Annotated in this window: 26 protein-coding genes and 1 tRNA gene; 9 read left to right on the plus strand and 18 right to left on the minus strand. The window is 66.0% G+C overall.

Features of this window, described 5'->3' with window-relative positions:
- Window positions 1-3: 3 nt before the first annotated feature.
- From AC1DT7_RS02935 to AC1DT7_RS02950, 4 genes are read right to left on the minus strand one after another with little or no spacing between them, the layout of a single operon-like run.
- A complete protein-coding gene (locus tag AC1DT7_RS02935; RefSeq protein ID WP_478034096.1) occupies window positions 4-603 on the minus strand; it encodes an ABC-type transport auxiliary lipoprotein family protein in 600 nt (199 codons plus the stop codon).
- An 8-nt stretch (window positions 604-611) separates the two neighbouring features.
- Window positions 612-1,583, minus strand: a complete 972-nt coding sequence (locus AC1DT7_RS02940; protein WP_478034097.1) for an MlaD family protein — start codon at window positions 1,581-1,583, stop codon at window positions 612-614.
- A complete protein-coding gene (locus AC1DT7_RS02945) occupies window positions 1,583-2,476 on the minus strand; it encodes an ABC transporter ATP-binding protein (RefSeq protein WP_478034098.1) in 894 nt (297 codons plus the stop codon). Before AC1DT7_RS02945 ends, AC1DT7_RS02940 begins: the two co-directional genes overlap by 1 nt.
- On the minus strand, window positions 2,473-3,579 hold the full coding sequence (locus AC1DT7_RS02950; RefSeq protein WP_478034099.1) for an ABC transporter permease: 1,107 nt from the start codon (window positions 3,577-3,579) through the stop codon (window positions 2,473-2,475). The genes AC1DT7_RS02945 and AC1DT7_RS02950 overlap by 4 nt, the downstream gene beginning before the upstream one ends.
- A 62-nt stretch (window positions 3,580-3,641) precedes the next feature.
- On the opposite strand from AC1DT7_RS02950, the gene AC1DT7_RS02955 reads away from it, so the two are divergent.
- The gene (locus tag AC1DT7_RS02955; RefSeq protein WP_478034100.1) at window positions 3,642-4,328 is read left to right on the plus strand and encodes an HAD family hydrolase; all 687 of its coding nucleotides are present in this window, start codon (window positions 3,642-3,644) and stop codon (window positions 4,326-4,328) included.
- Between the two features lie 163 nt (window positions 4,329-4,491).
- Here AC1DT7_RS02955 and AC1DT7_RS02960 read toward each other — a convergent pair whose 3' ends face one another.
- From AC1DT7_RS02960 to AC1DT7_RS02970, 3 genes are all read right to left on the minus strand, one after another.
- On the minus strand, window positions 4,492-5,757 hold the full coding sequence (locus AC1DT7_RS02960; protein ID WP_478034101.1) for a DUF445 domain-containing protein: 1,266 nt from the start codon (window positions 5,755-5,757) through the stop codon (window positions 4,492-4,494).
- Between the two features lie 90 nt (window positions 5,758-5,847).
- On the minus strand, window positions 5,848-9,015 hold the full coding sequence (locus AC1DT7_RS02965; RefSeq protein WP_478034102.1) for an efflux RND transporter permease subunit: 3,168 nt from the start codon (window positions 9,013-9,015) through the stop codon (window positions 5,848-5,850).
- Between the two features lie 12 nt (window positions 9,016-9,027).
- Window positions 9,028-10,227: an efflux RND transporter periplasmic adaptor subunit gene (locus AC1DT7_RS02970; protein WP_478034104.1), complete on the minus strand. Its 1,200-nt coding sequence runs from the start codon at window positions 10,225-10,227 to the stop codon at window positions 9,028-9,030.
- Between the two features lie 234 nt (window positions 10,228-10,461).
- On the opposite strand from AC1DT7_RS02970, the gene AC1DT7_RS02975 reads away from it, so the two are divergent.
- Window positions 10,462-10,725 carry a GlsB/YeaQ/YmgE family stress response membrane protein gene (locus AC1DT7_RS02975; protein ID WP_478034105.1) on the plus strand — a complete coding sequence of 88 codons (264 nt, stop codon included), beginning with the start codon at window positions 10,462-10,464 and terminating at the stop codon, window positions 10,723-10,725.
- Between the two features lie 88 nt (window positions 10,726-10,813).
- A complete protein-coding gene (locus tag AC1DT7_RS02980; protein ID WP_478034106.1) occupies window positions 10,814-11,539 on the plus strand; it encodes an SIMPL domain-containing protein in 726 nt (241 codons plus the stop codon).
- A gap of 60 nt (window positions 11,540-11,599) precedes the next feature.
- Here the strand turns inward: AC1DT7_RS02980 and AC1DT7_RS02985 are convergent, their stop codons facing one another.
- The 3 genes from AC1DT7_RS02985 to AC1DT7_RS02995 all read right to left on the minus strand — a co-directional run bounded on the left by AC1DT7_RS02985 (window position 11,600) and on the right by AC1DT7_RS02995 (window position 12,674).
- Window positions 11,600-11,851 (minus strand): GlsB/YeaQ/YmgE family stress response membrane protein, encoded by a 252-nt coding sequence (locus AC1DT7_RS02985; RefSeq protein ID WP_478034248.1) that lies wholly within the window; start codon window positions 11,849-11,851, stop codon window positions 11,600-11,602.
- A gap of 194 nt (window positions 11,852-12,045) precedes the next feature.
- Complete coding sequence (gene sciP, locus AC1DT7_RS02990; protein WP_272624352.1) at window positions 12,046-12,345, minus strand: CtrA inhibitor SciP; 300 nt, start codon at window positions 12,343-12,345, stop codon at window positions 12,046-12,048.
- A 74-nt stretch (window positions 12,346-12,419) separates the two neighbouring features.
- Entirely contained in the window at window positions 12,420-12,674 is a 255-nt protein-coding gene (locus AC1DT7_RS02995; RefSeq protein WP_478034108.1) for a hypothetical protein, read from the minus strand.
- Window positions 12,675-12,815: 141 nt separating this feature from the next.
- Here AC1DT7_RS02995 and mnmA point away from each other — a divergent pair, with 141 nt between their 5' ends.
- Window positions 12,816-13,928: a tRNA 2-thiouridine(34) synthase MnmA gene (mnmA, locus tag AC1DT7_RS03000; protein ID WP_478034109.1), complete on the plus strand. Its 1,113-nt coding sequence runs from the start codon at window positions 12,816-12,818 to the stop codon at window positions 13,926-13,928.
- Window positions 13,929-14,322: 394 nt separating this feature from the next.
- Here the strand turns inward: mnmA and AC1DT7_RS03005 are convergent, their stop codons facing one another.
- Complete coding sequence (locus AC1DT7_RS03005) at window positions 14,323-14,661, minus strand: hypothetical protein (RefSeq protein WP_478034110.1); 339 nt, start codon at window positions 14,659-14,661, stop codon at window positions 14,323-14,325.
- Between AC1DT7_RS03005 and AC1DT7_RS03010 the strand changes: the two genes are divergently transcribed.
- Window positions 14,660-15,802 (plus strand): serine hydrolase domain-containing protein, encoded by a 1,143-nt coding sequence (locus AC1DT7_RS03010; RefSeq protein ID WP_478034111.1) that lies wholly within the window; start codon window positions 14,660-14,662, stop codon window positions 15,800-15,802. The genes AC1DT7_RS03005 and AC1DT7_RS03010 overlap by 2 nt on opposite strands.
- 441 nt (window positions 15,803-16,243) lie before the next feature.
- Here AC1DT7_RS03010 and AC1DT7_RS03015 read toward each other — a convergent pair whose 3' ends face one another.
- Window positions 16,244-17,026 carry a response regulator gene (locus tag AC1DT7_RS03015; protein WP_478034113.1) on the minus strand — a complete coding sequence of 261 codons (783 nt, stop codon included), beginning with the start codon at window positions 17,024-17,026 and terminating at the stop codon, window positions 16,244-16,246.
- Window positions 17,023-21,045 carry a GAF domain-containing protein gene (locus tag AC1DT7_RS03020; protein WP_478034114.1) on the minus strand — a complete coding sequence of 1,341 codons (4,023 nt, stop codon included), beginning with the start codon at window positions 21,043-21,045 and terminating at the stop codon, window positions 17,023-17,025. The genes AC1DT7_RS03015 and AC1DT7_RS03020 overlap by 4 nt, the downstream gene beginning before the upstream one ends.
- 160 nt (window positions 21,046-21,205) lie before the next feature.
- Between AC1DT7_RS03020 and AC1DT7_RS03025 the strand changes: the two genes are divergently transcribed.
- Window positions 21,206-21,880 carry a LysR family substrate-binding domain-containing protein gene (locus AC1DT7_RS03025; RefSeq protein ID WP_478034116.1) on the plus strand — a complete coding sequence of 225 codons (675 nt, stop codon included), beginning with the start codon at window positions 21,206-21,208 and terminating at the stop codon, window positions 21,878-21,880.
- A gap of 462 nt (window positions 21,881-22,342) precedes the next feature.
- Here the strand turns inward: AC1DT7_RS03025 and AC1DT7_RS03030 are convergent, their stop codons facing one another.
- Complete coding sequence (locus AC1DT7_RS03030) at window positions 22,343-22,642, minus strand: hypothetical protein (protein WP_478034117.1); 300 nt, start codon at window positions 22,640-22,642, stop codon at window positions 22,343-22,345.
- A 900-nt stretch (window positions 22,643-23,542) separates the two neighbouring features.
- On the opposite strand from AC1DT7_RS03030, the gene AC1DT7_RS03035 reads away from it, so the two are divergent.
- On the plus strand, window positions 23,543-23,752 hold the full coding sequence (locus AC1DT7_RS03035; protein ID WP_478034119.1) for a hypothetical protein: 210 nt from the start codon (window positions 23,543-23,545) through the stop codon (window positions 23,750-23,752).
- Window positions 23,753-23,860: 108 nt separating this feature from the next.
- Here AC1DT7_RS03035 and AC1DT7_RS03040 read toward each other — a convergent pair.
- Both AC1DT7_RS03040 and folK read right to left on the minus strand, forming a co-directional pair.
- Window positions 23,861-23,936 (minus strand) — tRNA-Lys (locus tag AC1DT7_RS03040).
- A 16-nt stretch (window positions 23,937-23,952) separates the two neighbouring features.
- Entirely contained in the window at window positions 23,953-24,438 is a 486-nt protein-coding gene (folK, locus tag AC1DT7_RS03045; RefSeq protein WP_478034120.1) for a 2-amino-4-hydroxy-6-hydroxymethyldihydropteridine diphosphokinase, read from the minus strand.
- 21 nt (window positions 24,439-24,459) lie between these two features.
- On the opposite strand from folK, the gene AC1DT7_RS03050 reads away from it, so the two are divergent.
- Window positions 24,460-25,125 (plus strand): uracil-DNA glycosylase, encoded by a 666-nt coding sequence (locus tag AC1DT7_RS03050; RefSeq protein ID WP_478034121.1) that lies wholly within the window; start codon window positions 24,460-24,462, stop codon window positions 25,123-25,125.
- Between the two features lie 108 nt (window positions 25,126-25,233).
- Here the strand turns inward: AC1DT7_RS03050 and AC1DT7_RS03055 are convergent, their stop codons facing one another.
- Entirely contained in the window at window positions 25,234-25,509 is a 276-nt protein-coding gene (locus tag AC1DT7_RS03055; RefSeq protein ID WP_478034123.1) for a hypothetical protein, read from the minus strand.
- 105 nt (window positions 25,510-25,614) lie between these two features.
- Here AC1DT7_RS03055 and AC1DT7_RS03060 point away from each other — a divergent pair, with 105 nt between their 5' ends.
- Window positions 25,615-25,869 (plus strand): hypothetical protein, encoded by a 255-nt coding sequence (locus AC1DT7_RS03060; RefSeq protein WP_478034125.1) that lies wholly within the window; start codon window positions 25,615-25,617, stop codon window positions 25,867-25,869.
- Here AC1DT7_RS03060 and aguB read toward each other — a convergent pair.
- Window positions 25,866-26,714 (minus strand): N-carbamoylputrescine amidase, encoded by an 849-nt coding sequence (aguB, locus tag AC1DT7_RS03065; RefSeq protein WP_478034126.1) that lies wholly within the window; start codon window positions 26,712-26,714, stop codon window positions 25,866-25,868. The genes AC1DT7_RS03060 and aguB overlap by 4 nt on opposite strands.
- Window positions 26,715-26,747 lie beyond the last annotated feature (33 nt).

Below are 26,747 nucleotides of genomic sequence, written 5' to 3' on the forward strand. Positions count from 1 at the left end.
CCGTCAGCGGCCGACCCAGTCGGCGACCTCCGCCGCCACCTGATTGGCCGCCTGGTTGATCGCCACACCTGCCGGGCCAGGCTCGATCGCCGAGACGGGCACGCGCGCCTCGAAGCGGCGCTTCTCCACGACATTGCCGTCCTTGCGCGTCAGCGCGGCGTCATAGGTCACCACCGCCTGAAGCGATCCTGCCTCAACCCCGAAGGCGCGGAGCTCGCCCGACAGGCGCGCACCGGGTTCGAGCATCGACTGGGCGCCGAGCACGACACGGCCGGTCTTCACGCTGACCGTGTCCGACAGCAACCGGGCGAACAGACGCGCTGGCGGCTCGACCCACTGAGCGTTGACGATATAGGCAAGGTCGGTCGCGCTGGTCTGCACCGGCACCCGGGTCGTGGCGAGCCCCTGGGACACGGCGGGCACCAGGATGATGATCGTCTCCGCCGTTGCCGACGATTGGGTCTGCCCCGCCGGAATCGAGGCCGCGGAACTGATGGTCAGCAACGAGGGCGGTGGCTTGGCGCCGAAGCTGACGCAGCCGGCAAGCGGCACCGTCGCCAGTAGCGCAAGCGCGAGGCCGAAGGGGCGGGTGCGGAAAGCCATCGGGGACCTCATTTCTTCTTGCCCTTATAGTCCGGCAGTTTCGGTCCGCCGACCAGCGCGCCGGCACCGCCCTGATCGATCTTCTCGGCGACCGAGGTAAGCGCAGCCGACATCACGCGCAGGTCACGGACCAGTTGCCCGACTTCCGGCATGGTCTGCTTGGAGAAGGACTGAATACCGGGCCGTGCGTCGTTGAGCGTGGCATCGAGCGTTTCCATGCTGTGCTGCGCGGAGGCGACTGCCTTGTTCAGGTTCTGCATCGCCGGGCGGACATCGTCGCCCATCACGCTGTTGGTGGTGGCGGCGAGCTGGCCGATCTGCTGCGCTGCGTCGCCGGCCTTCTGGATCGCGCCGCGGGTCTCGGCGATGGTCGCCGCGATCTCCGGCCCGCGATCGGCAAGGGCGCCGGTCAGCCGGTTGGTGTTGGCGAGGATACCGGTGATCGCCTGCTGGTTCTTGTCCGACAGCATCTCGGTCAGACGCTCGGTCAGGGTCGAGAGGCGTTCGAGCAGCTTCGGTGCCGAATTGAGCAATGCGCCCAGGCCACCCTGCTTGGGCGGGATGACCGGCACGCCGAACGGGCAGTCATTCTCTGGCTTCACTTCGGGGCAGGCGATCGGCGGCGCGCCCTTGACCGCGCCGTCGAGCTGGATCTCGCTGACGCCGGTGAAGCCGACACCCTGGATCGTCGCGGTCGTGCCTTGCAGCACCGGCGTCTCGTCGTTCACGCTGATGCGCACCCGGACGAACTGGGGATCGGGCTTCCACAGCGCGATCTCCTTCACCTGGCCGGACGGCACGCCGGAAAAGGCGACCGTCGATCCCTTGTTCAGGCCATCGACCGATTGCTTGAAGAAGATGTCATACTCCTTCTCGGAGCTGCCGCTCAGCCGCGCGATCCATACGGTGAAGATCGCGAGCACGGCGAACAGGATCAGCACGACGGCGCCCACCAGGACATGATTCGATCGGGTTTCCATCAGTCCTCAGCCCCTGTGTCTTCTGTCGCGACGTCCGTCGCCCTTGCGGTCGCCCGTTGCGTGGCCTGCGCGCCGTGCCGATTGTGCTCTAGCGTCGCAGTGGCCGCCCGCCCGCGCGGACCCTTGAAATATTCCTGGATCCATGGATGGTCCAACGCGAGAAGCTCGTCGATCGTGCCGACCGCGATCACCTTCTGATCGGCGAGCACCGCGACGCGGTCGCAGATCGCATAGAGCGTATCCAGATCGTGCGTGATCAGGAACACCGTCAGCCCCATCGTCTTCTGCAGCGAGGCGATCAGTTCGTCGAACGCCGCTGCGCCGATCGGGTCGAGTCCGGCGGTCGGCTCGTCGAGGAACAGCAGTTCCGGGTCGAGCGCGAGCGCGCGGGCAAGGCCGGCACGCTTGCGCATGCCGCCCGACAGCTCGGCGGGGAATTTGGGGCCTGCGTCTGGCGACAGGCCGGTCATCACCACCTTGTAACCGGCGATCTCGTCGAGCAGCGCCTGGTCGAGCTCCGGGTAGAATTCGCGCAGGGGAACCTGGGTATTCTCGGCCACGGTCAGGGTGGAGAACAGCGCGCCGCCCTGGAACAGCACGCCCCAGCGCTTGCGGATGTTGACCGCCTCATTCTCGTCGAGGTCGACGGTGTTCTCGCCGAACACGGTGATCTCGCCCTCGTCGGGCACCTGGAGGCCGATGATGGAGCGCATCAGCACCGATTTGCCGGTGCCCGATCCGCCGACCACGCCGAAAATCTCGCCGCGCTTCACGTCCAGGTCGAGCCCGTCATGGACGACCTGCTCGCCGAAGCTGTTCTTCAATCCGCGGACGCAGATGACGGCTTCGTCGTTCCTGTTGCCGCTCTTATCGGGGTTCTTGTCGGGGCTCATGTCCAGCCGATCCAGGTGAAGAACACCGCGAAAAAGGAGTCGAGCACGATCACCAGGAAGATCGCCTGCACGACCGCGGAGGTGGTGCGCATGCCGACCTGTTCGGCATCGGCCTCGACCTGCATGCCCTGGAAGCAGCCGGCAATGGCGATGATCGCGCCGAACACCGGTGCCTTGACCAGCCCGACCCACAGATCGGTGATCGGCACGACCTCCCGGATGCGCTGGACGAAGGTGATTGGCGGGATGCCGAGCGAAATCCAGCAGAACAGACCGCCGCCGATGATCGAAATGAGCGACGCATAGAAGCCGAGTAACGGCATCATCACCACCGCGGCGATGACGCGCGGCAGCACCAGCGCTTCCATCGGCGAGACCCCGATGGTGCGCATGGCATCGATCTCTTCGGTCAGTTTCATCGTGCCGAGTTGCGCGGCGAAGGCCGATCCGGACCGCCCCGCGACCATGATTGCAGTCATCAGCACGCCGAGTTCGCGCAGCGTGATCCGTCCGATCAGGTTGATCGTGAACACTTCCGCGCCGAACTGGCGCAGCTGGACCGCGCCCTGCTGCCCGATGACGATGCCGATCAGGAAGCTCATCAGCCCGATGATGGCGAGCGCGGTGACGCCGACTACCTCGAAACGCTGCACCGTGGCGTTGAAGCGAAAGCGGCGATACCGGATGACGTTGCCGAACGCGATCACCGTCGCGCCGAGGAAGCCGAGCAGGCCGTAGAGCGTCTTGAGGCTGATGACGATGGCATCACCGACCTCGCCGACCACGCGCACAAGGCCCGATCCGACCGCCGGCCGCATCGCCACGGGCTGGTCCGCCGCCTCGACCTGCTGGAGGAGGTGCGTGCTGTCCTCGTTCAGTCCCTCGATTCGCGCGCTATGCTGGGCGGCGAAGCGATGGATCAGCCAGGCGCCGATCGTGTCGATCCGGTCGATCCCGCTCAGGTCGATCACATCGACCTTGCCGCCATAGCTCCGCAGCCGTTCCGGCAGGTCGCCGATCTGCGCCAGCGCCAGGTTGCCGGTGAAACGCAAAATGCCGCCGTCACCGGCGTTATCGTGCGAGAAGGCGGCCATCTCGTTCATATCAGGCACCATTGGTGCAATCTCGCTGGATCGGCAAGCCGCGCCGTGCATAGGGTGCGACGATGCGAACGCCTTCTCCGCACAAGCTTGCCATCTACGACATGGACAAGACGATCACCCATGCACCGACCTGGACGTCGTTCCTGGTCCGGACCGCACGGCGCCAGGCCCCGTGGCGGCTCGCCCTGCTGCCGCTCGCCGGGTTGGCGACCGGCGCCTATGCGATGAAGGCGATCGACCGTGCCCGATTGAAACAGATCACGCAGCGCCTGCTGCTGGGTCATGCGATGCGCGATACCCAGGCGAAGCGGGCGGCCGGGCGCTTCGCCGATTCGGTCGTCGCGTCGGGCGTCTTCGCCGGCGCCCGCGCGCAGATCGCGGCCGACAAGGCGGCGGGCTACCGGCTGGTGATGGCGACGGCGTCCTATCGCTTCTATGCGAGCGCGATCGCCGACCGGCTCGGCTTCGATGACGTGATCGGCACCGAGGTCGAACGTGTCGATGACCGGCTGCGCGCCCGAATCGCGGGCGAGAATTGCTACGGTCCGGCGAAGCTCCGCATGATCCAGGCCTGGATGTCGGCGAACGACATTAATCGGGCCGATGCAGATATCCGTTTCTATTCGGATCACGTGTCCGACGCGCCCGTGCTCGACTGGGCCAACGAGCCGTTCGCCGTGAACGCGCATGGCCCGCTCCGTACGCTCGCCCGGGAAAAAGGCTGGCCGATCGTCGACTGGGAACGATAGCGGGGCGGAATAGGTTCGAAAATTCGCGGAAGGACGAATTTTACAGGCGGCACCGGCCCGCTCCCCCTCCCGGCCACCCATTCAGGATACGCTGTGGGTGGCCGGGAGGGGGAGCGGGCCGGTGCCGCAAAAATGCGCTTACGGCGCATTTTCAGACACACTCTCATAACAGCACGTCCACGCTGTGGATGATCAGGCCGACCAGCCCGCCGACCAGCGTGCCGTTGACGCGGATATATTGCAGGTCCTTGCCCACCGCATTTTCCAGCCGCCTGGTGATGGTATGGGCGTCCCAGCCGCGCACCGTCTCGGAAACGAGGCGGACGATGCCGTCGCCATAATCCGCCGCCATGCCGACAGCCGTGCGACGCACGAAGCGGTTGATGGTGGCGCGCAGCATCTCGTCATGCTGCAGCGTGTCGCCCAGCTGCCGCAGCGCCTCGCCGAGCTGCCCGGTCAGCACCGCATCCGGGTCGCGCGCGATGCGGAGCATCCCGGCACGCGCGCTCTCCCAAAGCCCGTCGAGCCAGCGCTGCATAGCCGGGTTGTCGATGATCTCCGCCTTCAGCGCCTCGACCCGGTCGCGCATCTTGTCGTCATGTTGCAGATCATGGGCGAGGGCGACCAGGCCTTCCTCGGCCTTCGCGCGGAGCGGATGGTCGGGGTCCTCGGCCATGTCGTGCATCAGATTGTCGAGGCCATCGATGATCTTGTTGGCAAGCGTCTCGTCGAGCCCGGTCCAGCGCATCACCGAGCCGGCGCGCTCGTGCACCATCGCGCGGATCATATGCTCGTTCGCCGCCAGCACCTTGGCTGCCCAGCGGATGATGCCGTCGAGCAACGGCGCGTGCCGCCCTTCGGCGATCGCCGCGGTCAGCGCCTGGCCGAGCAGCGGCGAGACGTCGAGCGCCCGCAGGCGCTGGCCGATCGTCGCCTTGACCATGCCGCCGAGCCGCTGCTGGTCGAACGCCTCGAGCATGTTGGCGGCGAGGCGCGAGGCGCCCTTGCGCAACCGCCCCTGGGTACCGGCGGGACTCGCCAGCCAGCGGCCGGCGGCGCCTGCGACGTCGAGCTGGCGCATCCGCCGGGCCACCACGCCGGGCACCAGGAAATTGTCGCGCAGAAAGGCAGCGAGCGTCTCGCCGATTCGATCCTTGTTGCGCGGGATGATCGCGGTGTGTGGGATCGGGAGGCCGAGCGGATGGCGAAACAGTGCGGTGACCGCGAACCAGTCCGCCAGGCCGCCGACCATAGCCGCCTCGGCAAAGGCGCGGATGAAGCCGATCACCGGGTTGACATGGTCGAGCGCGCGGGCGGTCAGGAAGATCGCCGCCATCAGGATCAGCAGCCCGGTCGCGATCCAGCGCATCTGGCGCAGGCCCGCCGGGATGGTTTCCCCGTTACGAGGTGCGCGCGCGAGTAGCTTCATGACCGAAACAATCCCCGAAACCCGGGATTGTTCAAGTGGAGAGTCGATTTGACGCCCGGCCCCGATCTTTTCCGGGGCCGGGGTGTCGCGTCATTCGGCAGGCTGGGGCTCGTCGCCGCCTGGACGATGGTCGATCGTCGCTGGCTTCGATCCGATTCGCGGGGCCGGGTCGTGGTCGATCACCGGCCGGCCATCGTCGCCCGGACGATAGGTGAGCAGGCGGCGGCCGAGCTTCGGGCCGATCCAGCGCTCGATCCCGACCGCCAGGCTGAAGCTGGCCGGAACGATCAGCAGGGTCAGCACGGTCGACATGGTGAGGCCGCCGATCACGACGATGCCCATCGGCGCGCGCCACGATCCGTCGCCGCTCAGCGACAGGGCGGTCGGCACCATGCCGGCGACCATCGCGACCGTGGTCATGACGATCGGCTGGGCGCGCTTGTGCCCCGAATCGATGATCGCGGTGACGGTCTCGACGCCCTTGTTCATCTCCTCCAGCGCGAAGTCGATCAGCAGGATCGAGTTCTTCGCCACGATGCCGAGCAGCATCAGGATGCCGATATAGACCGGCATCGATACCGGATTGCCCGTCACCAGCAGGCCGAGCAGGCCGCCAAGCGGCGCCACCAGCAGCGACAGCATGTTGACGAACGGGGGCAGCAGGCGGCGGTACAGCAGCACCAGCACGGCGAAGACGAGGAAGATACCTGCCACCACCGCGACGATGAAGTTGTTGATCATCTCCTGCTGCCACTTGGCCTGGCCAAGCGTCAGTTCGCTGATGCCGACCGGCAGGTTCTTCATCGCCGGCAGATCGTGGATCTGCTTCATCGCGACGCTGGACACGATTTGCTTGCCGTTGGTGTCGTTGCCGCGGTCGGCGCCGATCGTGATCTGGCGCTGCTGCGCCACGCGATCGATCTTGGTCGGGCCGGCGCCGAAGCCGATCTCGGCGACGAGGCTGAGCGGTACCGAACCGCCGGATGCCGTCTGAACCGGCAGGTTCTGGATCGTCGACAGGCGCTGGCGGGCATTCTGGTCGAGCGCGACGCGGATCGGAATCTGGCGATCGGATAGCGAGAATTTCGCGCTGTTCTGGTCGATGTCGCCAAGCGTCGCGATGCGGATCGCCGAGGACAGCGCCTGGGTGGTCACGCCAAGATTGGCGGCGAGGTCCATGCGCGGCGAGATGACGATTTCCGGCCGTTTCAGGTCACCGGTGATGCGCGGCGCGACGAGCGAGGGCAGCTTGCCCATCTGCTCGACGATCTTCACCGCGGTCGCGGTCAGCAACACGGGGTCGTCGCCGCCGAGCGTGATGGTCAGGTCGCGGCCGCTGCCGCCCCAGCCATTGCTCGACCGGAAGGAGACGCGGGCGTCGGGGATCTTCGCGAGCTCGGGCGCGAGCGACCGCTCGAACGCGATGCTCTTCATCGACTTCTTCTCTTTGAAGATGGCGGTGACCCGGCCATTCCCGACAAAGGCGCGCGAATAGACTGATTCGACGTCCGGCTGCTTCCGCAGAAAGTCGGCGACGCGGCGCACGACCAGCTTGGTGTCGTCGAGCGTGGTGCCCGGCACCATCTCGATCGTGGCGGTGCTCGAATCCTGGTCCTGATCGGGCTGGAACGTCATCGGCAGGGTGGCGAACAGCACGATGGTCAGCGCGAAGGAGACGACCCCGCCAACGACCGCCGACCAGCGGTGACTCAGCGTCCATTTCAGCGTGGACATGTACATGTCCATCAGGCGGCCTTCGCCATGCTTGGCTTCGCCATGCGCCTTCAGGAAATAGGCGGCGATCATCGGCGTGATGAGGCGCGCGACGGCAAGGCTCATCAGCACCGAGACGACGACGGTCAGGCCGAAATTCTTGAAGAACTGACCCGAAACGCCCGGCATCAGGCCGACGGGCAGGAACACGGCGACGATCGACATGGTGGTGGCGAGCACGGCCAGCCCGATCTCGTCAGCGGCGTCGATCGATGCCTGATAGGCGGATTTGCCCATGCGCATGTGGCGCACGATGTTCTCGATCTCCACGATCGCGTCATCGACCAGGACGCCCGCCACCAGGCTGAGCGCGAGCAAGGTCATCTGGTTCAGGTTGAAACTGAGCAGGTCCATGAACCAGAAGGTCGGGATCGCCGAGAGCGGGATGGCGAGCGCCGAGATGATCGTCGAGCGCCAGTCACGCAGGAACAGGAACACGACGAGCACGGCGAGGATGGCGCCCTCGACCATCGCCTCCATCGCAGAGTGATATTGCTGCTCGGCATATTTCACTTCGTTGAAGATCAGCTGGAAATGAACCTTCGGATTGCGCTTCTCGAGCGCAGCCAGCTTCTCCTTGGCGCCGTGATAGACCGACACGTCGGACGCCCCCTTGGAGCGCTGGAAGTCGAAGCTCAGCACCTGGCGGCCGTTCATCTCGGAGGCTGAACGCTGCTCGGCGTAAAGGTCTCGGACCTGGGCGATATCCGACAGCTTGACCGTGCGGCCGCCGCCGACCGCGATCTGGGTCTGGCCGAGGTCGAAAGCGTTCTTGGCATTGCCGAGCACGCGGACGGACTGTTCGGAGCCGGCGATCTCGGCGCGGCCGCCGGCCGCGTTGAGATTCACCTGGCGCAGCTGCTGGTTGACCTGGCTCGCGGTCAGCCCCTGCGACTGAAGCCTGGCGGGATCGAGGATCACGCGGATTTCGCGGTCGACGCCGCCATTGCGGCTGACCGTCGCCATGCCGGGGACCGACAGCAGTTCCTTCGCGACATTATTGTCGATGTACCAGCTCAGCTGCTCGATCGTCATGTCGGTGCTGACCGCGGCATAGCTGGCGAGATCGTTGCCGGAGGTGTTGGCGCGCGAAACCTGCGGCTCGAGAATGCCGTCGGGCAGGTCGGAGCGGATCTGCTGCACGGCACTGCGCACGTCCTCGACCGCGCGGTCGATCGGGGTGCCGATGTTGAGCTGGACCACCGTCGTCGAGCTGCCCTCGGTCACCGTGGAGTTGATCTCGTCGATGCCCTGCAGGCTGCGGACCGCGGATTCGACCTTCTGGGTAATCTGGTTCTCCAGCTCGGTCGGGGCCGCGCCTGGCTGGCTGATCTGGACGATCACCACCGGGAAATCGATGTCCGGGTCGTTGTTCACCTCCATCGTCCAGAAGCTGACGATGCCGGCGACCGTCAGCATGAAGAACAGCACGATCGACGGAATCGGATTCCGGATCGACCAGGCGGAGATGTTGCGAAAGCTCATGAGGAGAGACCCTTAGCCTTGCTTTTTCTGGAGGACTGGCTTGATCTTCTGTCCAGCATTCAGGAATGCGCCGGCCGACAGCACGACACGCTCGGTACCGTTCAGCCCCTCGGTGATCGCCACGCCGGTGTCGGAGACTTCCCCGAGCTTGATCGAGCGGCGGACGACCTTGTCGCCTTCGCCGACGAGATACACGAAATTGCCCTGGGTGTCGCTCTGGATCGACGAGTTGGGGAGCTGCGGCACGTCGGTCGAACCGCGGCGGATCGTCGCCGAGGCGAAGCCGCCGGGGCGAAGCGCCGGGTTGTAGCTCAGCGCGATACGCGCGATGCCCTGGCGGGTCTGCGGATCGATGACCGGCGAGACCTGCCACACCTGGCCGGTGAAGGATTGCTGGCCGCCGACAGGGGTGACCTGTGCCGATACACCGACTGGCAGGCCGGTGAGATCGGCCTCGCTCAGCTGCGCGCGCATTTCCATCTCGCCGCCCTTGGCCATGCGGAACAGCGTGCCCGAGCCCGGGCTGACGATCTGGCCGGGTTCGACCGCGCGCGTCAGCACCAGACCCGCTGCCGGCGCGCGGATGTCCAACCGGCCGTTCGTGGCGCGTTGCTGGGCAAGCTGGGCCTGCGCCACGCGGACACGGGCGTTGGCCGAATCGCGCGTCGCCGTCTTCGTCTCGATGTCGGCGCGGGAGATGAAGCCGCGCGATACGAGCTGCTTGGCGCGGTCGAGCTCCGACTGTGCCAGCGTCGCATCGGCCTGCGCCACCCTGATCTGCGCGGCGAGCGATTCGGCGGTCTGAGTCTGTACCGAACGATCCACCGTCGCGAGCACCTGGCCTGCGGCGACCCACTGCCCCGGTTCAACCAGGACGCGCGTGACCATGCCGCCTTCGCCGGCGACGCCGATCGGCATCTCGCGCTTGGCGGCCAGCGATCCGGTCGCCGAGATGATGCGCGCGGAGGACTGGCGGCCCGGGATGACGACCGACACGGTCGGCAGCTGCTCGTCCTTCCCGCCGACCCCGGTGGCGGCGGTCGCCGCCGCGTCGCCCTTCTTTCCGCCGGACATGGCGAAATAGACGCCGACCACGACGAGGACCGCAAGGATCGCTGCACCGATGATCCACCAACGGCGCTGCGAACGACCCTCCGTGCCCGGCAATGCCAGGTGGTCGTCGCTGCCGAAGGCCGGCTTCCCGTAGTTCATGTGCGTCACTTTCCCCGTCCCGCCCCCAAATGGCGTCGTTAACGTCCGACTGTATTATAGAAATAAGGCACCGACCTCAAGGGTCGTTTTGCGAATGATTCGCCATGGCCGTTTCAGGCTGTTTTCGCAAGTGCAGCGAGGCGCCGCCGTAAAGAAACGGTTGCATAACGGAGTTATGGAGAGGACGTTTCGACGCGGACACGCAGCGGCGTGCCGCAATTGAGGGAGTGAGCGATGCCAAACTCTTTTCTTGGCTGGATTCTTATCGGGCTCGTCGCGGGAATTCTCGGCAAGATGATCATGCCCGGCAAGGATCCCGGCGGTTTCATCGTGACGATATTGATCGGAATCGCGGGTGCCCTGCTCGCCGCCTATATCGCGCCGATGCTCGGTTTCGATATCACGGGCGTCTGGTGGCACAGTTATCTTGCGGCGACGCTCGGCGCGATAGCCCTGCTGGCGCTGTATCGCCTCGTGATGAGCCGGCGGGTACGCTGAGCCGATTCTCGTTCAGCTAGGGTTGTCCTGCATGTCCGCATGAAGGGCGCGCGGGCCAGCCGGCCCGGTTCGATACGGGAGTATATTGATGCGTTATCTCGCGACCGCCGTGGCGCTCGCCACCCTGCCGCTTACCCTGTCGCCTGCCGCGGCACAGGTGACCCCGACCATCGTTGCCGATGGCGCGATCCTCGACATCACCGCCCAGGGCGAAACGACCCGGGTGCCGGACGTCGCGACGATCCGCGCCGGCGTGGTGACCCAGGGCACGACGGCCGCGGCCGCACTTGCGGAGAACGCCAAGCGCATGGCGGCGGTTCTCGATGCGCTGAAGCGCGCCGGCGTCGCTCCGCGCGACAACCGGACGGCCAGTGTCTCGCTCAGCCCGCAATATCGTTATGCCGACGGCCAGGCGCCGGTCGTCACCGGTTATCAGGCGAGCAACAGCGTCTCGATCCGTTTCCGCGACGTCGCCAAGGCAGGCGCGATCCTCGACGCGCTGGTGGCTCAGGGCTCCAACCAGATCGACGGTCCGACCCTGTCGATCGACCAGCCGGAAACCGCATTGGACGAGGCGCGGGCCGATGCCGTCAAGCGCGCCCGCACCCGGGCCGAACTCTATGCGCGCGCCGCAGGGCTCTCGGTATCGCGGATTCTGTCGATCTCCGAAGCGGGCCAGAATGATGGCAGCACGCCGCAACCGATCATGTTCAGCAATCGCGCAATGGCCGCCGGCGCGGACTCATCGACGCGGGTCGTGCCCGGCGAGACCGAGGTGACTGTGTCGGTGAATGTGCGGTTCCTGCTGAAGTAAAAACGAAACGGGCCGCCCGGTTGCCCGGGCGGCCCGCATCTCTTCAACCATGTTCCTGGATCAGCGCACGCTGCCGCGACGAACCAGGTTGACGATCGCGAGGAGGATGATCGCACCGATCAGCGAATAAACGAAGGTCGTCACGGTGATGACCTGATTGATTCCACCTCCGAAGAGGAAGGACGCGATCACCGACCCGATGATGCCGACCACGACGTTCAGGATAACGCCCTGCTGTCCGTCAGTACGCATGACCATGCTGGCGAGCCAGCCGACGACACCACCAACTACCAGCCAAACAATAAGACCCACCATGTTTCCCTCCGTTGTTCCCGGCTAGTCCGGGTTCGGACTGGAAAGACTCATGACCGCTTGCATTTGTTCCGTGTGCGTTTCGCTCGATTGAGCGATAACGCCACCGCAACCATTCCGGACGAACGGTGGTGGGCGCGCGGAACCTCGGCAATCCCGACAACGGGCCCGAAAACGGGGCCGCAGGAAAGAAATCAGTATTTCTGCTGGCGCTCGTACAGCGACCGGTAATGCTGGATGCGCGTGACCCGCAGGCCCGGCATGCCCGAACGGTCGATCGCACGCTGCCAGCCGGCGAATTCCTCGACGGTGAGGCCGTACCGGTCGCACACTTCGTCGACCGACAGCAGTCCGCCGTTCACGGCAGCCACAACCTCGGCCTTGCGGCGCACGACCCAGCGGGTCGTCTCGGGCGGGGGCAGCGTGTCCAGGGTCAGCGGCTCGCCGAGCGGGCCGATGACTTTGGCGGGGCGTATTTTCTGGTTTTCGATCATTCTTAACCTCGATCGGGGCGGGGGGCCCCCTCTCTTGTTCTTCAACGTCTTTACGCAGCGGACTTGAACACCGGCTAAAGCGGCTCGGTAAACGCCGGGTTCATTCCTTCCTGTTCTCGACTCAGCATCTCGGCGACCGAAAGGTTGAACGCGCCATGTTCCGGCGCGAACCAGCTCCGGTGGCGGAACGCCGGCACCAGATGGGCGTGGCGCATCGCTGTCGGGCTCGCTGCCTGGCGCGCGGCGATCCCTACCATCAGCACCGCCAGATCGGGCGGGAGGACGGTGACGCCGGCGTCGGCCTCGAACCGGGAAAAACTCAGATCCATAGCGCCCTTTCCGGCGTCAGAGACTCGATCGAAGGCCTGATCTAGAGCAAGGGTCTGAAATTCCGGTAAAGCCGATCTAAAGAGCTTGGAAAGGCTTGCGGCTTTGCATCGCGGGCTTTGCGGCCCTATCTGGCGCGCATGATGACCGAGGGAGATTTCCAGCTTGGGCCCGATCTGAAGGGCAGGCGGATCGTCGTCGCCATGTCGGGTGGCGTCGACAGTTCGGTCGTCGCCGCGCTCGCCGCACGCAGCGGGGCGGAAACGATCGGCGTCACGCTCCAGCTCTACGACCATGGCGAGGCGGTCGGCCGCGCCGGCAGCTGTTGCGCCGGCCGCGACATCCGCGACGCGCGCGCCGTATGCGACCGGCTTGGTATCGCGCATTATGTATTCGACCATGAATCGAGCTTCCGCGATCAGGTGATCGACGGATTCGCCGATGAATATCTGCGCGGCCGCACGCCGATTCCCTGTGTCCGCTGCAACATGGGGCCGAAATTCACCGACCTGTTCCAGGTCGCGCGCGATCTCGGCGCGGATTGCCTGGCAACCGGCCATTATGTCCGCCGCGTCGAGGGTCTCGCTGGCGCCGAGCTTCACCGCGCGGTCGATCCGGCGCGGGACCAGAGCTATTTCCTGTTCGCGACGACCCAGGACCAGCTCGATTATCTGCGCTTCCCGCTCGGCGGCCTGCCCAAGACCCGCGTGCGAGAACTGGCGGCCGAGCTTGGCCTTGGCGTGGCGGCCAAGCCGGACAGCCAGGACATCTGCTTCGTGCCCGACGGCGATTACGCGTCGCTGGTCAAGAAGCTCAGGCCCGAGTCAGATACCAGTGGCGAGATCGTCGATGAGGGCGGGCGTACGCTCGGCCGGCATCGTGGTCTCATCCACTTCACGGTGGGCCAGCGCCGTGGGCTTGAGATCGGCGGCACGCCCGAGCCGCTCTATGTTATCCGGCTCGAGCCCGAGAGCCGTCGCGTGGTCGTCGGGCCAAGGACCGCGCTGGCGGTCGAGGCGGCGCGCCTCAGCGAGATCAACTGGATCGGCGGCGACCATCAGGGACCGCTGACCGCCAAGGTGCGCTCCCTCGCCAAGCCGGTGCCGGCGCGGCTGGCCGGCGACCGGGTGGTGTTCGATATGCCGGAATATGGCGTCGCGCCAGGCCAGGCTGCGGTGCTCTATGCCGGCGAGCGGGTGCTCGGCGGCGGGTGGATCGAGGAAACCGAGCGGGCCTTGGTAGCCGTGGCGGCGTGAATGCTTCTCCCCCTGTGGGAGTTTTGGCAGGCCAACGGGTCGAAATGCCCCCCGGGCATTTCTAACAGGCTGTTGAAAAAGATGATTCGGACCGACCTCAATCGTCATCCCCGCGCAGGCGGGGATCCATAGCCCATTGCGTTTCAGTGCGATACCAGAGCGCCAAGCTTATGGATTCCCGCCTGCGCGGGAATGACGAAGGTTTTCTCAACAGCCTGATAAACCATGCCGGGTGCATGGTTTACCCGTCGGCCGGCCAAAACTGGTGGCCGAGCGTAGCGAGGTCGGATGAGGGGGAGTGAGGTTCGAAACGCCCCTAAACGAGTTTCCCCCTCACCCTTCCCATCGCAAGAGCGATGGGCCCCTTCCCTCTCCCACAAGGGGAGAGGGAGTATTAGCGCAGCTTCAGCGGTGCGCCCCTGAAAGGCTCGGCCTGGCACCCGAGCACCGGATCGTACGTCGCCGAACGGCTCGCGATCAGCGGAACATAGGCCGTCACCGTCTTTGTCGCCTCATCCTCCGACAGACGGATCGCCTCCATGCCGGGCTCGAAATCGGCGCGGCAGCTCTTCAAGTCGCGGTTGCCGATATAGCGGCAGGCACAGGCGATACGCGCTGCATAGCTGGTGCCGAGTTCGAGCTGCGGCGTGAGCGTCCGCGCATAGACAAAGGCAGCGGCGAGCAGCGCCAGCAGCAGCACCCCCAGACCGACCGCGATGCGCCTTGCCTTCATGTGTGTGCACCCTATCGTGACGGCGATGCTGCGCAAGGCCGCCCTTATCGCGCTGGTGCCGCTGCTCCTGTCGAGTGCGGATTCCCCGCCGCCTGCCCGGCCAACCTACAGCATCGGGTCGTGCCCCGGCACCGATCTGGCCAAATCGATGGCACCGATCAGGTTATTGTTCTCCGGTCATCCCGAAACCCGCGCCGTGCTGGTCACGGCTGACGGGTGCCCGGCGCTTAAGTCTTATGCGTCGGGCTATTCGGATAAGAACCGCTTCATCAGCTGGTCGATGGCGAAGACGGTGACCGGCATGCTGGTCGGCGCTCTGGTGACCGACGGACGGCTGAAGCTCGACGCGCCCGCCCCGATCGCGGAGTGGCACAGGCCCGGCGATCCGCGCGCGGCGATCACCCTTCGCCACCTGCTGCAGATGTCGTCCGGGCTGCAGCATATCGAAGTGGGCGATCCGGTCGAGAAGTCCGATACCAACCAGACTTTGTTCGTCAGCCATACCGCGGCGATGGCGGCGGCGGCGATCGGCCACCCGCTCGAGGCGAAGCCGGGCACGACGTTCCGCTACAGCTCGCTGACGACGATCATCCTGGCCGAGATCGTCGCGCGCACGCTGACCGGCAGCCGCGATCCGCGGGTGCGGGCGAAGACCTATACCGACTTCGCGCAGGCGCGGCTGTTCAAGCCGGCGGGCATCACCAGCGCCGTGCTCGAATATGATGGCGCCGGCACGCAGATAGGCGGCTCGCTCCTGCACATGACGCTCGACGACTGGGGCCGGATTGGCGAACTGCTGCTCGACGGCAAGGCGCGGGACGGGCGCCAGGTAGTAGACCCGGCGTGGCTCGCCTTCATGAAGACGCCCTCGCCGACCAATGCCGAATATGGCGGGCAGACCTGGCTCAACCGGCCCGGCGGCGCCGAGGGCAAACCGACTCTGTTCCCCGGCAAGGGCCCGGCCAGCGCGGTCGCGGCCGACGGGCATCTCGGCCAGCTCGTGATCGCCAGCCCGGATAGCGGGCCGGGTCGCGGCGTGGTGGTGGTGCGGCTGGGGAACACGCCGGACAGGCGCAACGCTGCGCTGATGCAGACGCTCGGCGATGTGGTGGCGGGGTTCGATCGCCCACTGGGGCGGTAACGGGGTGGCTTCAGAGAGCGCCGCTCCACACCCCGATCATGATGACGAGCGGGAAGCTGGCCAGGATTACGGCCAAAATCTGTTTCACGGGGGATCTCCCATGGCGGTCGGCGCCGCCTTGAATCGTTGAACGTCGCGTGCCGCTAACGGGAACGGAGGCGGAATGAACCCGGCGCGCGACCGGCGCGACGACGCTGCGGCGGCTCGCGGACGAAAGAGATGGACCCAAAGCAAATCGGCCACCCGAACACGAGGTCCGGATGGCCGATGCTGGCGCCGCCAATGAGGGGCAAAGGCGAGCGCACGTACCGCCATCGCCGGGGGGGCTTTGGTTGGGCGGTACGCAATCCTATTGGCTGATCCGGTCCGCGTCGTCAGCCATGCTGCGACGGCCATGCGACGAATGTGTTGCGACGCGGCGTATATCAGGCCTGAGGAAGATCAGGCTTTCAGGCGGTGCCGGACTTCGCCCCAGTGGCGCGGGCCGACGCGGACCACCGCGCCGGATTTCAGCTCGAGCACCATGTGCCGCCCGATCGCGCTGATCCGCAGCACCGATCCCGGGCGGACAAAGGCCGAGCGATGCACCCGGATCATTTGCGCCGGATCGAGCCCCTGTTCGAGCGCGCCCATGGTGATCCGGATCATGTGGCTTCGTTCCGGCGTGTGGAGCAGCGCATAATCCTTGGCCGCCTCGATCCATTCGATCGTATCGACCGGCACGCGGATCTCGCCACGCGAGGTCGGGATCCAGAATTCCTCCTGATAGGTGCCGTGCGGGGCGGGCGCCTCGTCATCGTTGTCGGCGGCGGGCGCATCGGCCGGGGCCATGGCGGCCAGCCGGCGCAGCACCGATCGGATCCGGGCGAGCAGCTCGCGCGGCTCGAACGGCTTCATGATATAATCGTCGGCGCCCAGCTCCAGCCCGACGACCCGGTCGATCACGTCGCGTCGCGCGGTGAGCATGACGATGCCGATGGTCGGGTTCATCGACCGCAGCCGGCGGGCGATGCTGAAGCCGTCCTCGTCGGGCATGGTCACGTCGAGCACGACCAGCGTCGGCATGCCGCGCGCCAGGATGATGTCGAGATCGGCGCCGCCGGCTGCTTCGTCGACATCCATGCCCTGCTCGCGCAGATAGGCGGCGACCGGCTCGCGCAGGTCTTCCTCGTCATCGACCACCACGATGTGGGGGACGATATGCGGCGTGGCGGAGGTGGTCATGCGAGATCCATCTGCTTGAGGAAACGGTGCACCGCATCGGGCATGAAGGGTTTTTCGAGGACAGGGCGTTTTACGTCGTCGAGGAAGCGCGCGGCGGCGACGCCGAGCGTGTCGCCGGTTGCGAAGGCGACGCGGTCGAGCAGGTCGGGCCGCTGCGCCGCGATCCAGGCATGGAGCTGCAGGCCGTCGATGCCGGGCATGCGCAGGTCGCTGATGATCAGGTCATAATGGCCGCGCTCCAGCCTTTCCTGCGCCGCGCCGCCGCCGACTGCGATATCGCAGACGAAACCTTCGATCGACAGGAAATCGGCGAGCGATTCGGCGATCTCCAGCTCGTCGTCCACGACCAGTGCTTTCCGCGCCGCCGCCTGGGTTTCGGGCGCCGGTTCTTCGGCGACCGCCGGTAGCGTCAGGCCGACGTCGATCGGCAGGGTCAGGCGGAAACAGGCCCCACGTGCGACCGGCATCAGTTCCAGCCGGCCGCCATGCGCCTCGGCCAGGCCCTGCGAGAAGGACAGGCCGACGCCGGTGCCCTGACCCTGCGGCTTGGTGGTGAAGAAAGGCTCGAAGATCCGCCGCCGGGCCTCTTCCGGAATGCCGGGGCCATTGTCGGCGACTTCGAGGATGACGGTACCGGGCTCGTCGCCGATCGTGGTGCGCACGGTCAGCGCGCGGTCGGGCGTCCCCGCCTCGACCAGCGCCTGCTGCGCGTTGACGATCAGGTTGATGATGATCTGGTGGAGCTGGTCCGAATCAGCCGAGATGTTGGGCAATGCGGGGGCGAAGTCGCGCATCGCCGCGATGCCGTCGTTGCGCAGGCCATATTCCGCCAGGTCATAGGCCGCGTTGGCGACCGCGTTGAGATCGACCGGCTCGCGCTCGGGCCGTTTCTGGCGCGCCATGGCGAGGAAGGTCTGGACGATCCGGGCGCAGCGATCGGCGGCGCGGCGGATTTTCTGCGCACGCTCGGCCAGCTCGCCGCCGCGCGACTGGCGCTCCATCATCACTGCCTGCGCAACGACGATCGACAGCGGGTTGTTGAGCTCATGGCTGACGCCGGCGAGCAGCGAGCCGAGCGCCGACAGCTTCTCGGTCTGGTACAGCGCCTCGCGCGAGCGGGCGAGCGCCGCCTCGGCGCGCTTGCGCTCGGTCAGGTCGAGCGTGAAGCCGCCGGTCCGTGCGACGCCGGCGCCGGTGATCGGGAAGACCATCGACAGGACGTGACGGTCGCCGCCCATCCCCTCCAGCGCGATCTCGGCGCTGGCGACCTGGCCGTCCTGGCCGAGCGTTTCGAGCCGGGCCAGCTCGGCGGCGATGGCCGGCGGATAGATCTCGTCGGGATGCGCGCCATGCAGATCGTCGGGTGAGCGGTCGAGCGCCTTGGCGAATTCCGGATTGACCCGGACGTAGCGCCCGTCCCCGTTCTTGAGATGCATCGCGACCGGTGCGTTTTCCAGAAAGGCGGACAGCTGCGCCTCGCTTTCGGCGAGCCGCTCCTCGCTATGGGCGCGCTCGAGCACGGCGAGGGTGCGGTCGGCGAGGTCGCGGACCAGATCCGCCTCGCTGTCGGTCCAGTGGCGCGGCACGTCCTGTTGTACCGAGAGCACCGCGACGATCTGGCCGGCGCGCATCATCGGCAGAGTCAGCACCGCAGCGATGCCGAGCGACTGGAACAGGGGCAGATTCTCCTCGTCGAAACGCGGATCATGCGCGACATCGTCGACCCGCACCGGCTGGCCGCTCATGTGCGCCGCCGCCAGCTTCCTGCCGAGTGCCGACGAGGGGTAACGTTGGTTGACGATGCTCGGCAGGCCGGTCGTCCATTCCTGCAGGACGCAGAGCGTCGTGCCGTCATCGTCCGTTTCGGCGAAATTGGTGCGCATTGCGCCGAGATGCTGGCCAAGCGCCGCCAGCGTCTCCGCGAGGATGTCGCGCGCGCTGGTCTGCTGGCGGATCCGGTCGTTCCAGGCGAGCAGGAAGGCCTGGTTGCGCTCGCGTTCCTGAAGCGCCGCCTGCGCATGGGCGCGTTCGAGCGCGACCCAGGTCCGCTCGGTGATGTCGCGCATCAGCTGGACCTCGCTCTCCCGCCAGCGCCGAACCTCCTTGTGCTGAACCGAGAGGGCGGAACGCATCTGCCCGCCCTGGACCAGCGGAACGCTGACGAAGGCGCGGATGTCCGCCCCCTGATAGCGCTCGACCGTGGCCGGTTCGAGCCGCGGGTCGGTCGCGACATCCTCGTACCGGATGATCTCGCCGGCGGTCCATTCGCGGTCGACCGCCGCGCCGACATTTTCGAGCAGGAAGCTGTTGCCGCGGATGCTGGGAACACCGTCGCGCCATTCGCCGGTGACGGTGAACATCCGGCCGGTGATGTCGCATTCGGCATAGGTGGTGCGCGTCGCACCAAGATGCTTGCCCAGCCATTCCAGCGTGATCGCGACGATGGCCTCGGGCGACGCCACGCCGCGAACCCTGTCGCTCCAGTCGATCAGGAAAGCCTGGTGCTGCTCGCGTTCGAGCAATTCGGCTTCGGCGCGGGCGCGTTCGAGCATCACCCAGACACGCTCCGCCACGTCGCGCAGCAGCTGGATCTCGCCGTTGCGCCAGCGCCGCGGCGTGCTGCTCTGCACCGACAGGGCGGATCGGACCTTGGCGTTCTCGATCAGCGGGATGCTGACGAACGCCCTGATGTCGGTGGCGAGATAGGCGGGCACGCGGTTCTGTTCGACGCGCGGATCGGCCGCGACATCATCATATCTGACGATCGCGCCGGCGATCCATTCCTGCCCGACCGTATCGCCCACCTCGTCGAGCGAGAAGCTGCTTCCCGCGATGCTGACCACGTCCCGGCGCCACTCGCCGAGGACGTGGAAGATGCGCCCGGTGTCGTCGCTTTCGGAGAAGGTGGCGCGGGTAACGCCGAGATGCTGGCCGAGGCTTTCGAGCGTCGTGTCCATGATCGCGTCGGGTGAGGCCTGGCCGCGTACCCGATCGCTCCAGGCAAGCAGGAACGCCTGGTTGCGCTCGCGTTCCTGCAACGCCGCTTCCGCCCGCGCGCGGGACAGGGAGGCCCAGACCCGCTCGGCCAGCTCCTCGCACAATTCGATCTCGTCTCGGGTCCACAGGCGCGGCGTGGTGTCGAGCACCGACAGCATCGCGACCGGTCTGCCTTCCTTGACGATCGGCACGTTGATGCTCGACCGCACGCCCATCAGGTCAGCGGCACGCTGCACCGGATCGTCGGGGCTTCGGCCGAAGAGGCGATTGTCCTCGACCGCCTGGCTCGCCTGCCAGTCCTGGCGCTGAGCCAGGCTGGCAAAGGCCTCGTCGAGGCCGAAACGGTTGGCCGCGCTGTCCTGCGGTACGCCGCCCATGGCGTGGAAGACCCTGAGCGTCTTCGGATCGCCATTCTCGGTCCCGCCATACAGCATATGCGGGATGCCGAGATGCTCGGCCAGGATGCGTGAGAGGCCGGTCAGGATCGAATCGGCGTTGGTCAGGTCGCGCGACTGGTCGTGGAAGGTGCGCAGCACCGCCTGGCGCCTGTCATGTGCCTGCTTCTCGCTGAAATCGATCTGCACGCCGCACCAGCGCACGACCGTGCCGCTCGAGTCGCGGATCGGCACCGCCTTGCTCAGGAACGGGCGATAGGTGCCGTCGGGGCAGCGCATGCGGAGCAGGATGGTCGACGTCTCGCCGGCGTCCCAGGATTGCTTCCAGGTCTTCAGTGCGAGCGGCAGGTCATCGGGGTGGCAGATGGTGCTCGGGTCGCCCTGCTCGGCGCTGGTGCCGCCGAACATCTCGTGCCACTGGCTGTTGGCCCAGCGCAGCGCGCCATTCTCGTCCCCGACCCAGCACAGGCCGGGCAGATTCTCCGCCAGCATGCGGAACTGTTCCTCACTCTCGCGCAGCTCCGCGATGTCGCGCACCTGGGCGAGCACGTTCGGTGTCGTGACGACGTTCCGTGCCGCTGGCGATTCGGGTTCGCGAATGGCATCGGTGCCCGTTCGGTCCTGCATGGTAGCTCTGCCCCTCTGGCACCATGATAGCGCCACTTTGGTGCTTTGCAGAAGGGTGGGTGTGCAGCCCGGTCGCGGGTGGTGTCATGTTCGTCGCAGCTTTGTCGCATTGGTCGCAAGCGGCGGTTGCCGCGCCAATGGATCGCGCAGGATTGATCGCATGGAAAGTGTGTCCGCCGGGTCCGGCATCAATGCACGCAAGGGAATGGAATCCCTTCGGAATCTGGCGGTGGGGTGCTTCGCCTCGATTTGTCGCGACCGGCTGGCCGACGAGCTGCTGGTCTTTTCGCGCAGCCGCCCCGAGGTCGATATCGGCGTACATGAAATGCAGCGCGGCGCGCTGTTGCCGGCGCTGCGCAGCGGCGATCTCTCCCTTGCGGTTCTGCCGGGCAACCCGGAGCCGGGCACGCATTCGATAGGCCTGTGGCATGACCGGGTGCTGGTCGCGATGCCGCCGGACCATCCCCTCTCCGCCTCCTCGACGATCAGGCCGGACGCGCTTCGCGACGAGATTTTCCTGACCTCGCAACAGCAGTTCGGCGGCGACATGCACCGGTTCCTGGCGCAGCGTATCCTGCCGGCCGGGCCGGCGCTGACCACAACGATCATCGATCTCGGCCCGGCCAAGATCCTCGACCGCGTCGCACAGCGAGACGGCATTGCGCTGATCAGCGACAATCATGAGGAGTTGTCGGATGGCGGGATCGTGGTGCGGCCGGTCGACGCCCATGGCGCGCAGTTTCCAGTGCGCGCTTACTGGACTGAGGAAGACCCGGCCGAGCCGCTGGCCGGACTGATCGCCAGCCTGAAGGCACGCGCCGGGCGGTTCTACTAGCTACTCGATTCCCGGCCGGCCGATCACAGTAAGGTGCTAACGGCCCAGACGATGAGCGCCCACAATATCACGCTCACCCCTGTGAACAGGGCAAGCCCGATCGCCCTGCCGCGCGACTGCATCTTGTGTCCCTCTCCGACAGGGGCATAGACCAGGGTAAAGCGTATCGTCGCTCTCTTGGGCCGAATCGGACCAGTCTGTTTGGTGAGGTATCACGCTGCGGACCGGGCGGGGGAAACCGTGTCAATGCCTGCCGGCGACGGACCTTGCGCAGTGATGGGTAAGTTCCCGGCTCTGAGGTGCGCGACGTGGGCGATAAGGATCATCCGTTTTGATGCTATCGAGCGGCGCGCTCTATGGAGCGAGCGTAGAGACGTTCCATCGAGCGCAGCGGGTGGCACGGCTAGAGACCGCCGCCTATAACCGAGGCATGGCTACCGTCTTGAATCAGATATCGCCTGCCTAAGGCGCCGGCGGGCGCTTACACGCTCCACATGCTGGGATCAGGATCTGGGTAAAGTCATCTTGCCGGCGCGCATTCTGCGCCCGCCGGGCGACTGGCGGACCGCCGCTACCGGGGAGAGTTGGCGCGCCGCCGCCGAAGCGGGCGCGGATAACCGTGACAGTCGGCTGGGCCTCCTGGAAGACGGCCGCATATTCCTCGCCGGCCTTCAGTTTGCCACCGATCCACGGCGCGCGCTCGGCGGTCAGATATACCAGCTGAACGCCGCGCAAGCGGACGACGATGCCTGAGTAGGTCATGTGACCGCTCATCCATGGATGCCCGACCGTGTTGCACGCCTCCGCCCAGAAATCGGTGAACGCAGGGCGAGGCGGAGGGCGAGCGTTAGGCCGCAGGTCAATCCTGGACCGGCTGGCAGGCCTATGCGACCGATGCTGTCGAAATCCTGGCGGTGATGCGCGAGCCCACCGAAGATATGCTGAAGGCTGCGAGCCGCCACGAAGATTTCTTCGCGGGCGGCGACTATGCCGCGCCGCCTTCACGGCGGCGCAGCGTCAAAAGTACCCAGGTCAGCCGCCGACACTCGTCAAATCGATGCGATGACTGAGCGTTTCGAAACGAATGTCAGATGAAGGCAAATACCGCCAATGCGAGCAGGCCCCACAGCGCGACAGACAGCAGTGCAAACAGCGCAAGCCCTATAAATCTTGCGCGGAATTTCATCATCTGCGTCGTCGGGTAGCATAGAATATTGGCAGTCGTCGCGCCAATTATTATCCATTTCGAATAGTTTTATGAGAGATTGAGGTAATGCGGTGATGAGAGTTCAGGGCGGCGGACATTGGCGACCGCACCTTGGCCACCTGAGCGGCGGGGATGAACCCGGCGCGCGCCCTTCCCGCGATCGATGCCCCGCCCGGCGTGAAGCCGAACCCCGGCTATTGCCCGGCGGAGGCGGAGGGGAAGCGCGTGCGCGTGCAACTCGTCCACGGCGGAATCGACAAGTGCGACGACGCCCGCCGGGGTGGGCCGCCGATGGCCGCCAAGGCCGAGGAGATTGAGCCTGGGACGTATGACCCGACCCGGCCGGGCACGCTGCTGTATCCGGCGCTCGAGGAAGAGCTTGCACGCCTGCCGCCGGCCACATGGTCATCAACGAAGAGACGGGGAAGCGCTGAACCGAGGATCAGGCGCAGCGGGTGTTTCGCAAGATCCACAAGGCCGCCGGCCTGCCGAAGGGGATGACCTTGACCGGCTTTCGGCATGGCGGTGCCACCGAGTTCGGCGACGCGGAAATCTTCGATATCCGTCCTGTCTCGGCCACCGGACGCTGCAACAGACCACGACATACAACAAGGCGAACGAGACGAAAGCGCGCATCGCTGGCGAAAAGCGACTCGCTCCTGTAAGAAAGAACAAGGCGTGATTGTCGGAATACTATCGGGGCGCCGTGTCGGAATGGCTGACTTCCAACGGACGCGCAGGACCGAAACCTTAGGGTTTCCGCCGCGTTGTGCTGGTGGGCCCGTCGGGATTCGAACCCGAGACCTACAGATTAAAAGTCCGTTGCTCTACCAACTGAGCTACGGGCCCCGACCAGGGACGCGCGTTACGAGCGACGCGGGCGCCGGTCAACCGCATGTGCGCGTGCCGTCAACTGGCGAACCGTCAGACCGGTGGCCGGATCGCGCCAGTCCGGGATCAGGCTCGCCAGTGGATCGAGCACGAAACGGCGATGGCGAAAGGCCGGATGCGGCACGGTCAGCACCGAATCGGACCAAACGCCGCCCGACCACAGGATGATGTCGAGATCGATCACGCGCGCCCCCCAACGGCGACCGGCGCGGCGACCGAAATCGCGCTCCACGCCCTTGAGCCGAACGAGCAGTGCGCGGGGCGATTCGGCCGAATCGAGGATCAGCACCGCATTGGCGAACCGGCGTGACGACGGGCCGAGCGGCGGCGTCTGGAAAAGGCGCGACGCCGCGACGACGGGTTCGAGCGCGGCGATCGCCGCGCGCACTTCAGCCTCGGGCAGGCCGTGGCGTCCCGGGCGGTTCGATCCGATCGCAATGGCATATCTTGTTACTGGCACCGGGACGTGCACTAGCGCGGCATGATGTTTGTCCCAAGCCCGATCCCCGATACCGAGCCGCCGCGCGATTGCCCGCTCTGCCCACGGCTTGCCGCCCATCGTGACACCGTGCGCGCCGAGCAGCCCGACTGGTGGAACGCACCCGTACCCGCCTGGGGCGATCCCGATGCATGGCTGGTGATCATCGGCCTCGCGCCGGGCAAGCAGGGCGCGAACCGGACCGGGCGGCCCTTCACCGGCGACGGATCGGGCGCGCTGCTGTTCCAGGCGCTCGGCAAATATGGGCTGGCGAGCGGCGACTATGAAGGGACGGCAGACGATTCGCTCAGGCTGAACGGGGCGATGATCCTCAACGCGGTCAAGTGCCTGCCCCCGCAGAACAAGCCTATGCCGGAGGAGATCCGGACGTGCCGGCATTTCCTGGCGAGCCAGGTAGATGCATTGCCCAAGGCACGAATTTTCGTTGCCCTGGGGCAGATCGCCCACCAGTCGGCGGTGAAGATGCTGGGCGGCAAGCTGCCCAAATGCCGCTTCGCGCATCTTGCCGAGCACCGCGTGCCCGACGGGCGTATCCTGATCGATAGCTATCACTGCTCGCGCTACAATCAGAATACCGGCCGGCTGACGGAGGACATGTTCGATGCGGTGTTTGCGCGGGCGCTTGAATTGAAGCCGAAAATATCTTGATCTCCGGACTTGTCCCCGGGGCAGCGGTTCCGCGTATCAAGGAGCTTCGGCTCATCTCGACCGGTGGACACGGGCATGACCGGGCAGGAGCCCATGTTGGATCCCAATCTAGAGCGCCAGCACCAATACCGACATCACCAGCGTGACGATACCGATCAGGAAGGTGCGGTCGGCCCAGCCCTCCCAGCGATCGAGTTCGAGTGGCGAGCGGATCGACAGATAGGACAGGCCGCAACTGATGCTGAAGCAGACGGCGCTGAGCCAGGCGACTTCGTCGGCGATCGATTTCTGCGCCTGGTTGGTGATGTGGAGCCCCGCGATGATGAGCAGGGTGATGCCGAGAAGGTTCGACGCGGCGTTCAGGATGTGCGTGGTCTTCTGCATCGGGCCGGATTGCGCGCCGCAGTCTGAACTCAGCCGAAACGGTGCCGTCGACTGTTTCGATTTTCGGTGCCGGAATGCCCGGCTGCTCATGATGGGAGAGTCGGTATGGTTATCCTTGCACTGCTCGGCCTGGCGGCGATCGCAGTCGCACCCGCACCGGAAAAGCCCGATACGACTGCGGTCAAGCCGGTCTGCCAGAATGTCAGCGTTCAGCGCACCGGGTTGGGCAAGATGCAGCACGGCGCCCACAAGCTGACGGTGGAGCCGCCCGCCATACAGATCCTCGGCGTACTGCGCACTGTCGATGGCTGCGCGCAGCCAGTGGTGATCCGCGAGGACRTAGGCTCGCCGCGGCGCTAGATATCCTGGGTGAGCCGTCCGTAAAGCTCGGGCCGGCGATCGCGGAAAAACCCAAAGGCGGCACGGTGGCGCTTGATCCGGTCGAGGTCGAGCGTCGCGACCAGCACGCCCGTCTCCTCCGCACCGAACTCGGCGATCAGGTCGCCGCGTTCGTCGGTGATGAAGCTGTGGCCATAGAAATGTTGGCCATGCTCGGTGCCGATTCGGTTGGCGGCGACCACCGGCACGACGTTCGACACGGCATGGCCCACCATCGCGCGGCGCCATAGCCGACTGGTATCGAGATCGGCGTCGTGTGGCTCGCTGCCGATCGCGGTCGGGTAGAACAGCACCTCTGCCCCCATCAGCATCATCGCGCGCGCCGTCTCGGGATACCATTGGTCCCAGCACACCCCGACGCCGAGCGTGGCGGACGGGCCGGGCCAGACCTTGAAGCCGGTATTGCCCGGGCGGAAATAGAATTTTTCCTCATATCCCGGGCCGTCCGGAATGTGGCTCTTGCGATAGACGCCCATCAGGCCGCCATCGGGCCCGATCATCGCCAGGCTGTTATAATGATGCGGCCCATCCGCCTCGAAGAAGCTGGTCGGGATGGTCACGCCCAGCTCGGCGGCAAGGCGTTGCATCGCCAGCACCGCCTTGTGCTCGCCGACCGGCTTGGCGTTGCCGAACAGGCCCTCATCCTCGACCCGGCAGAAATATTCGCCCTCGAACAGCTCTGGGGGCAGGATCACTTGCGCGCCCTTCGACGCTGCCTCGCGGACCAGTTCGGAGACATGGGCGATGTTCGCGTCGATATCGCTCGAAAAGGCGAGCTGAAGCGCGGCAACGGTGATTTCGGTCATGCGAGAGCCCTTAGCGGCTTTGGCGGGAAAACG

The sequence above is a fragment of the Sphingomonas sp. P3_C6 genome (assembly GCF_056402595.1).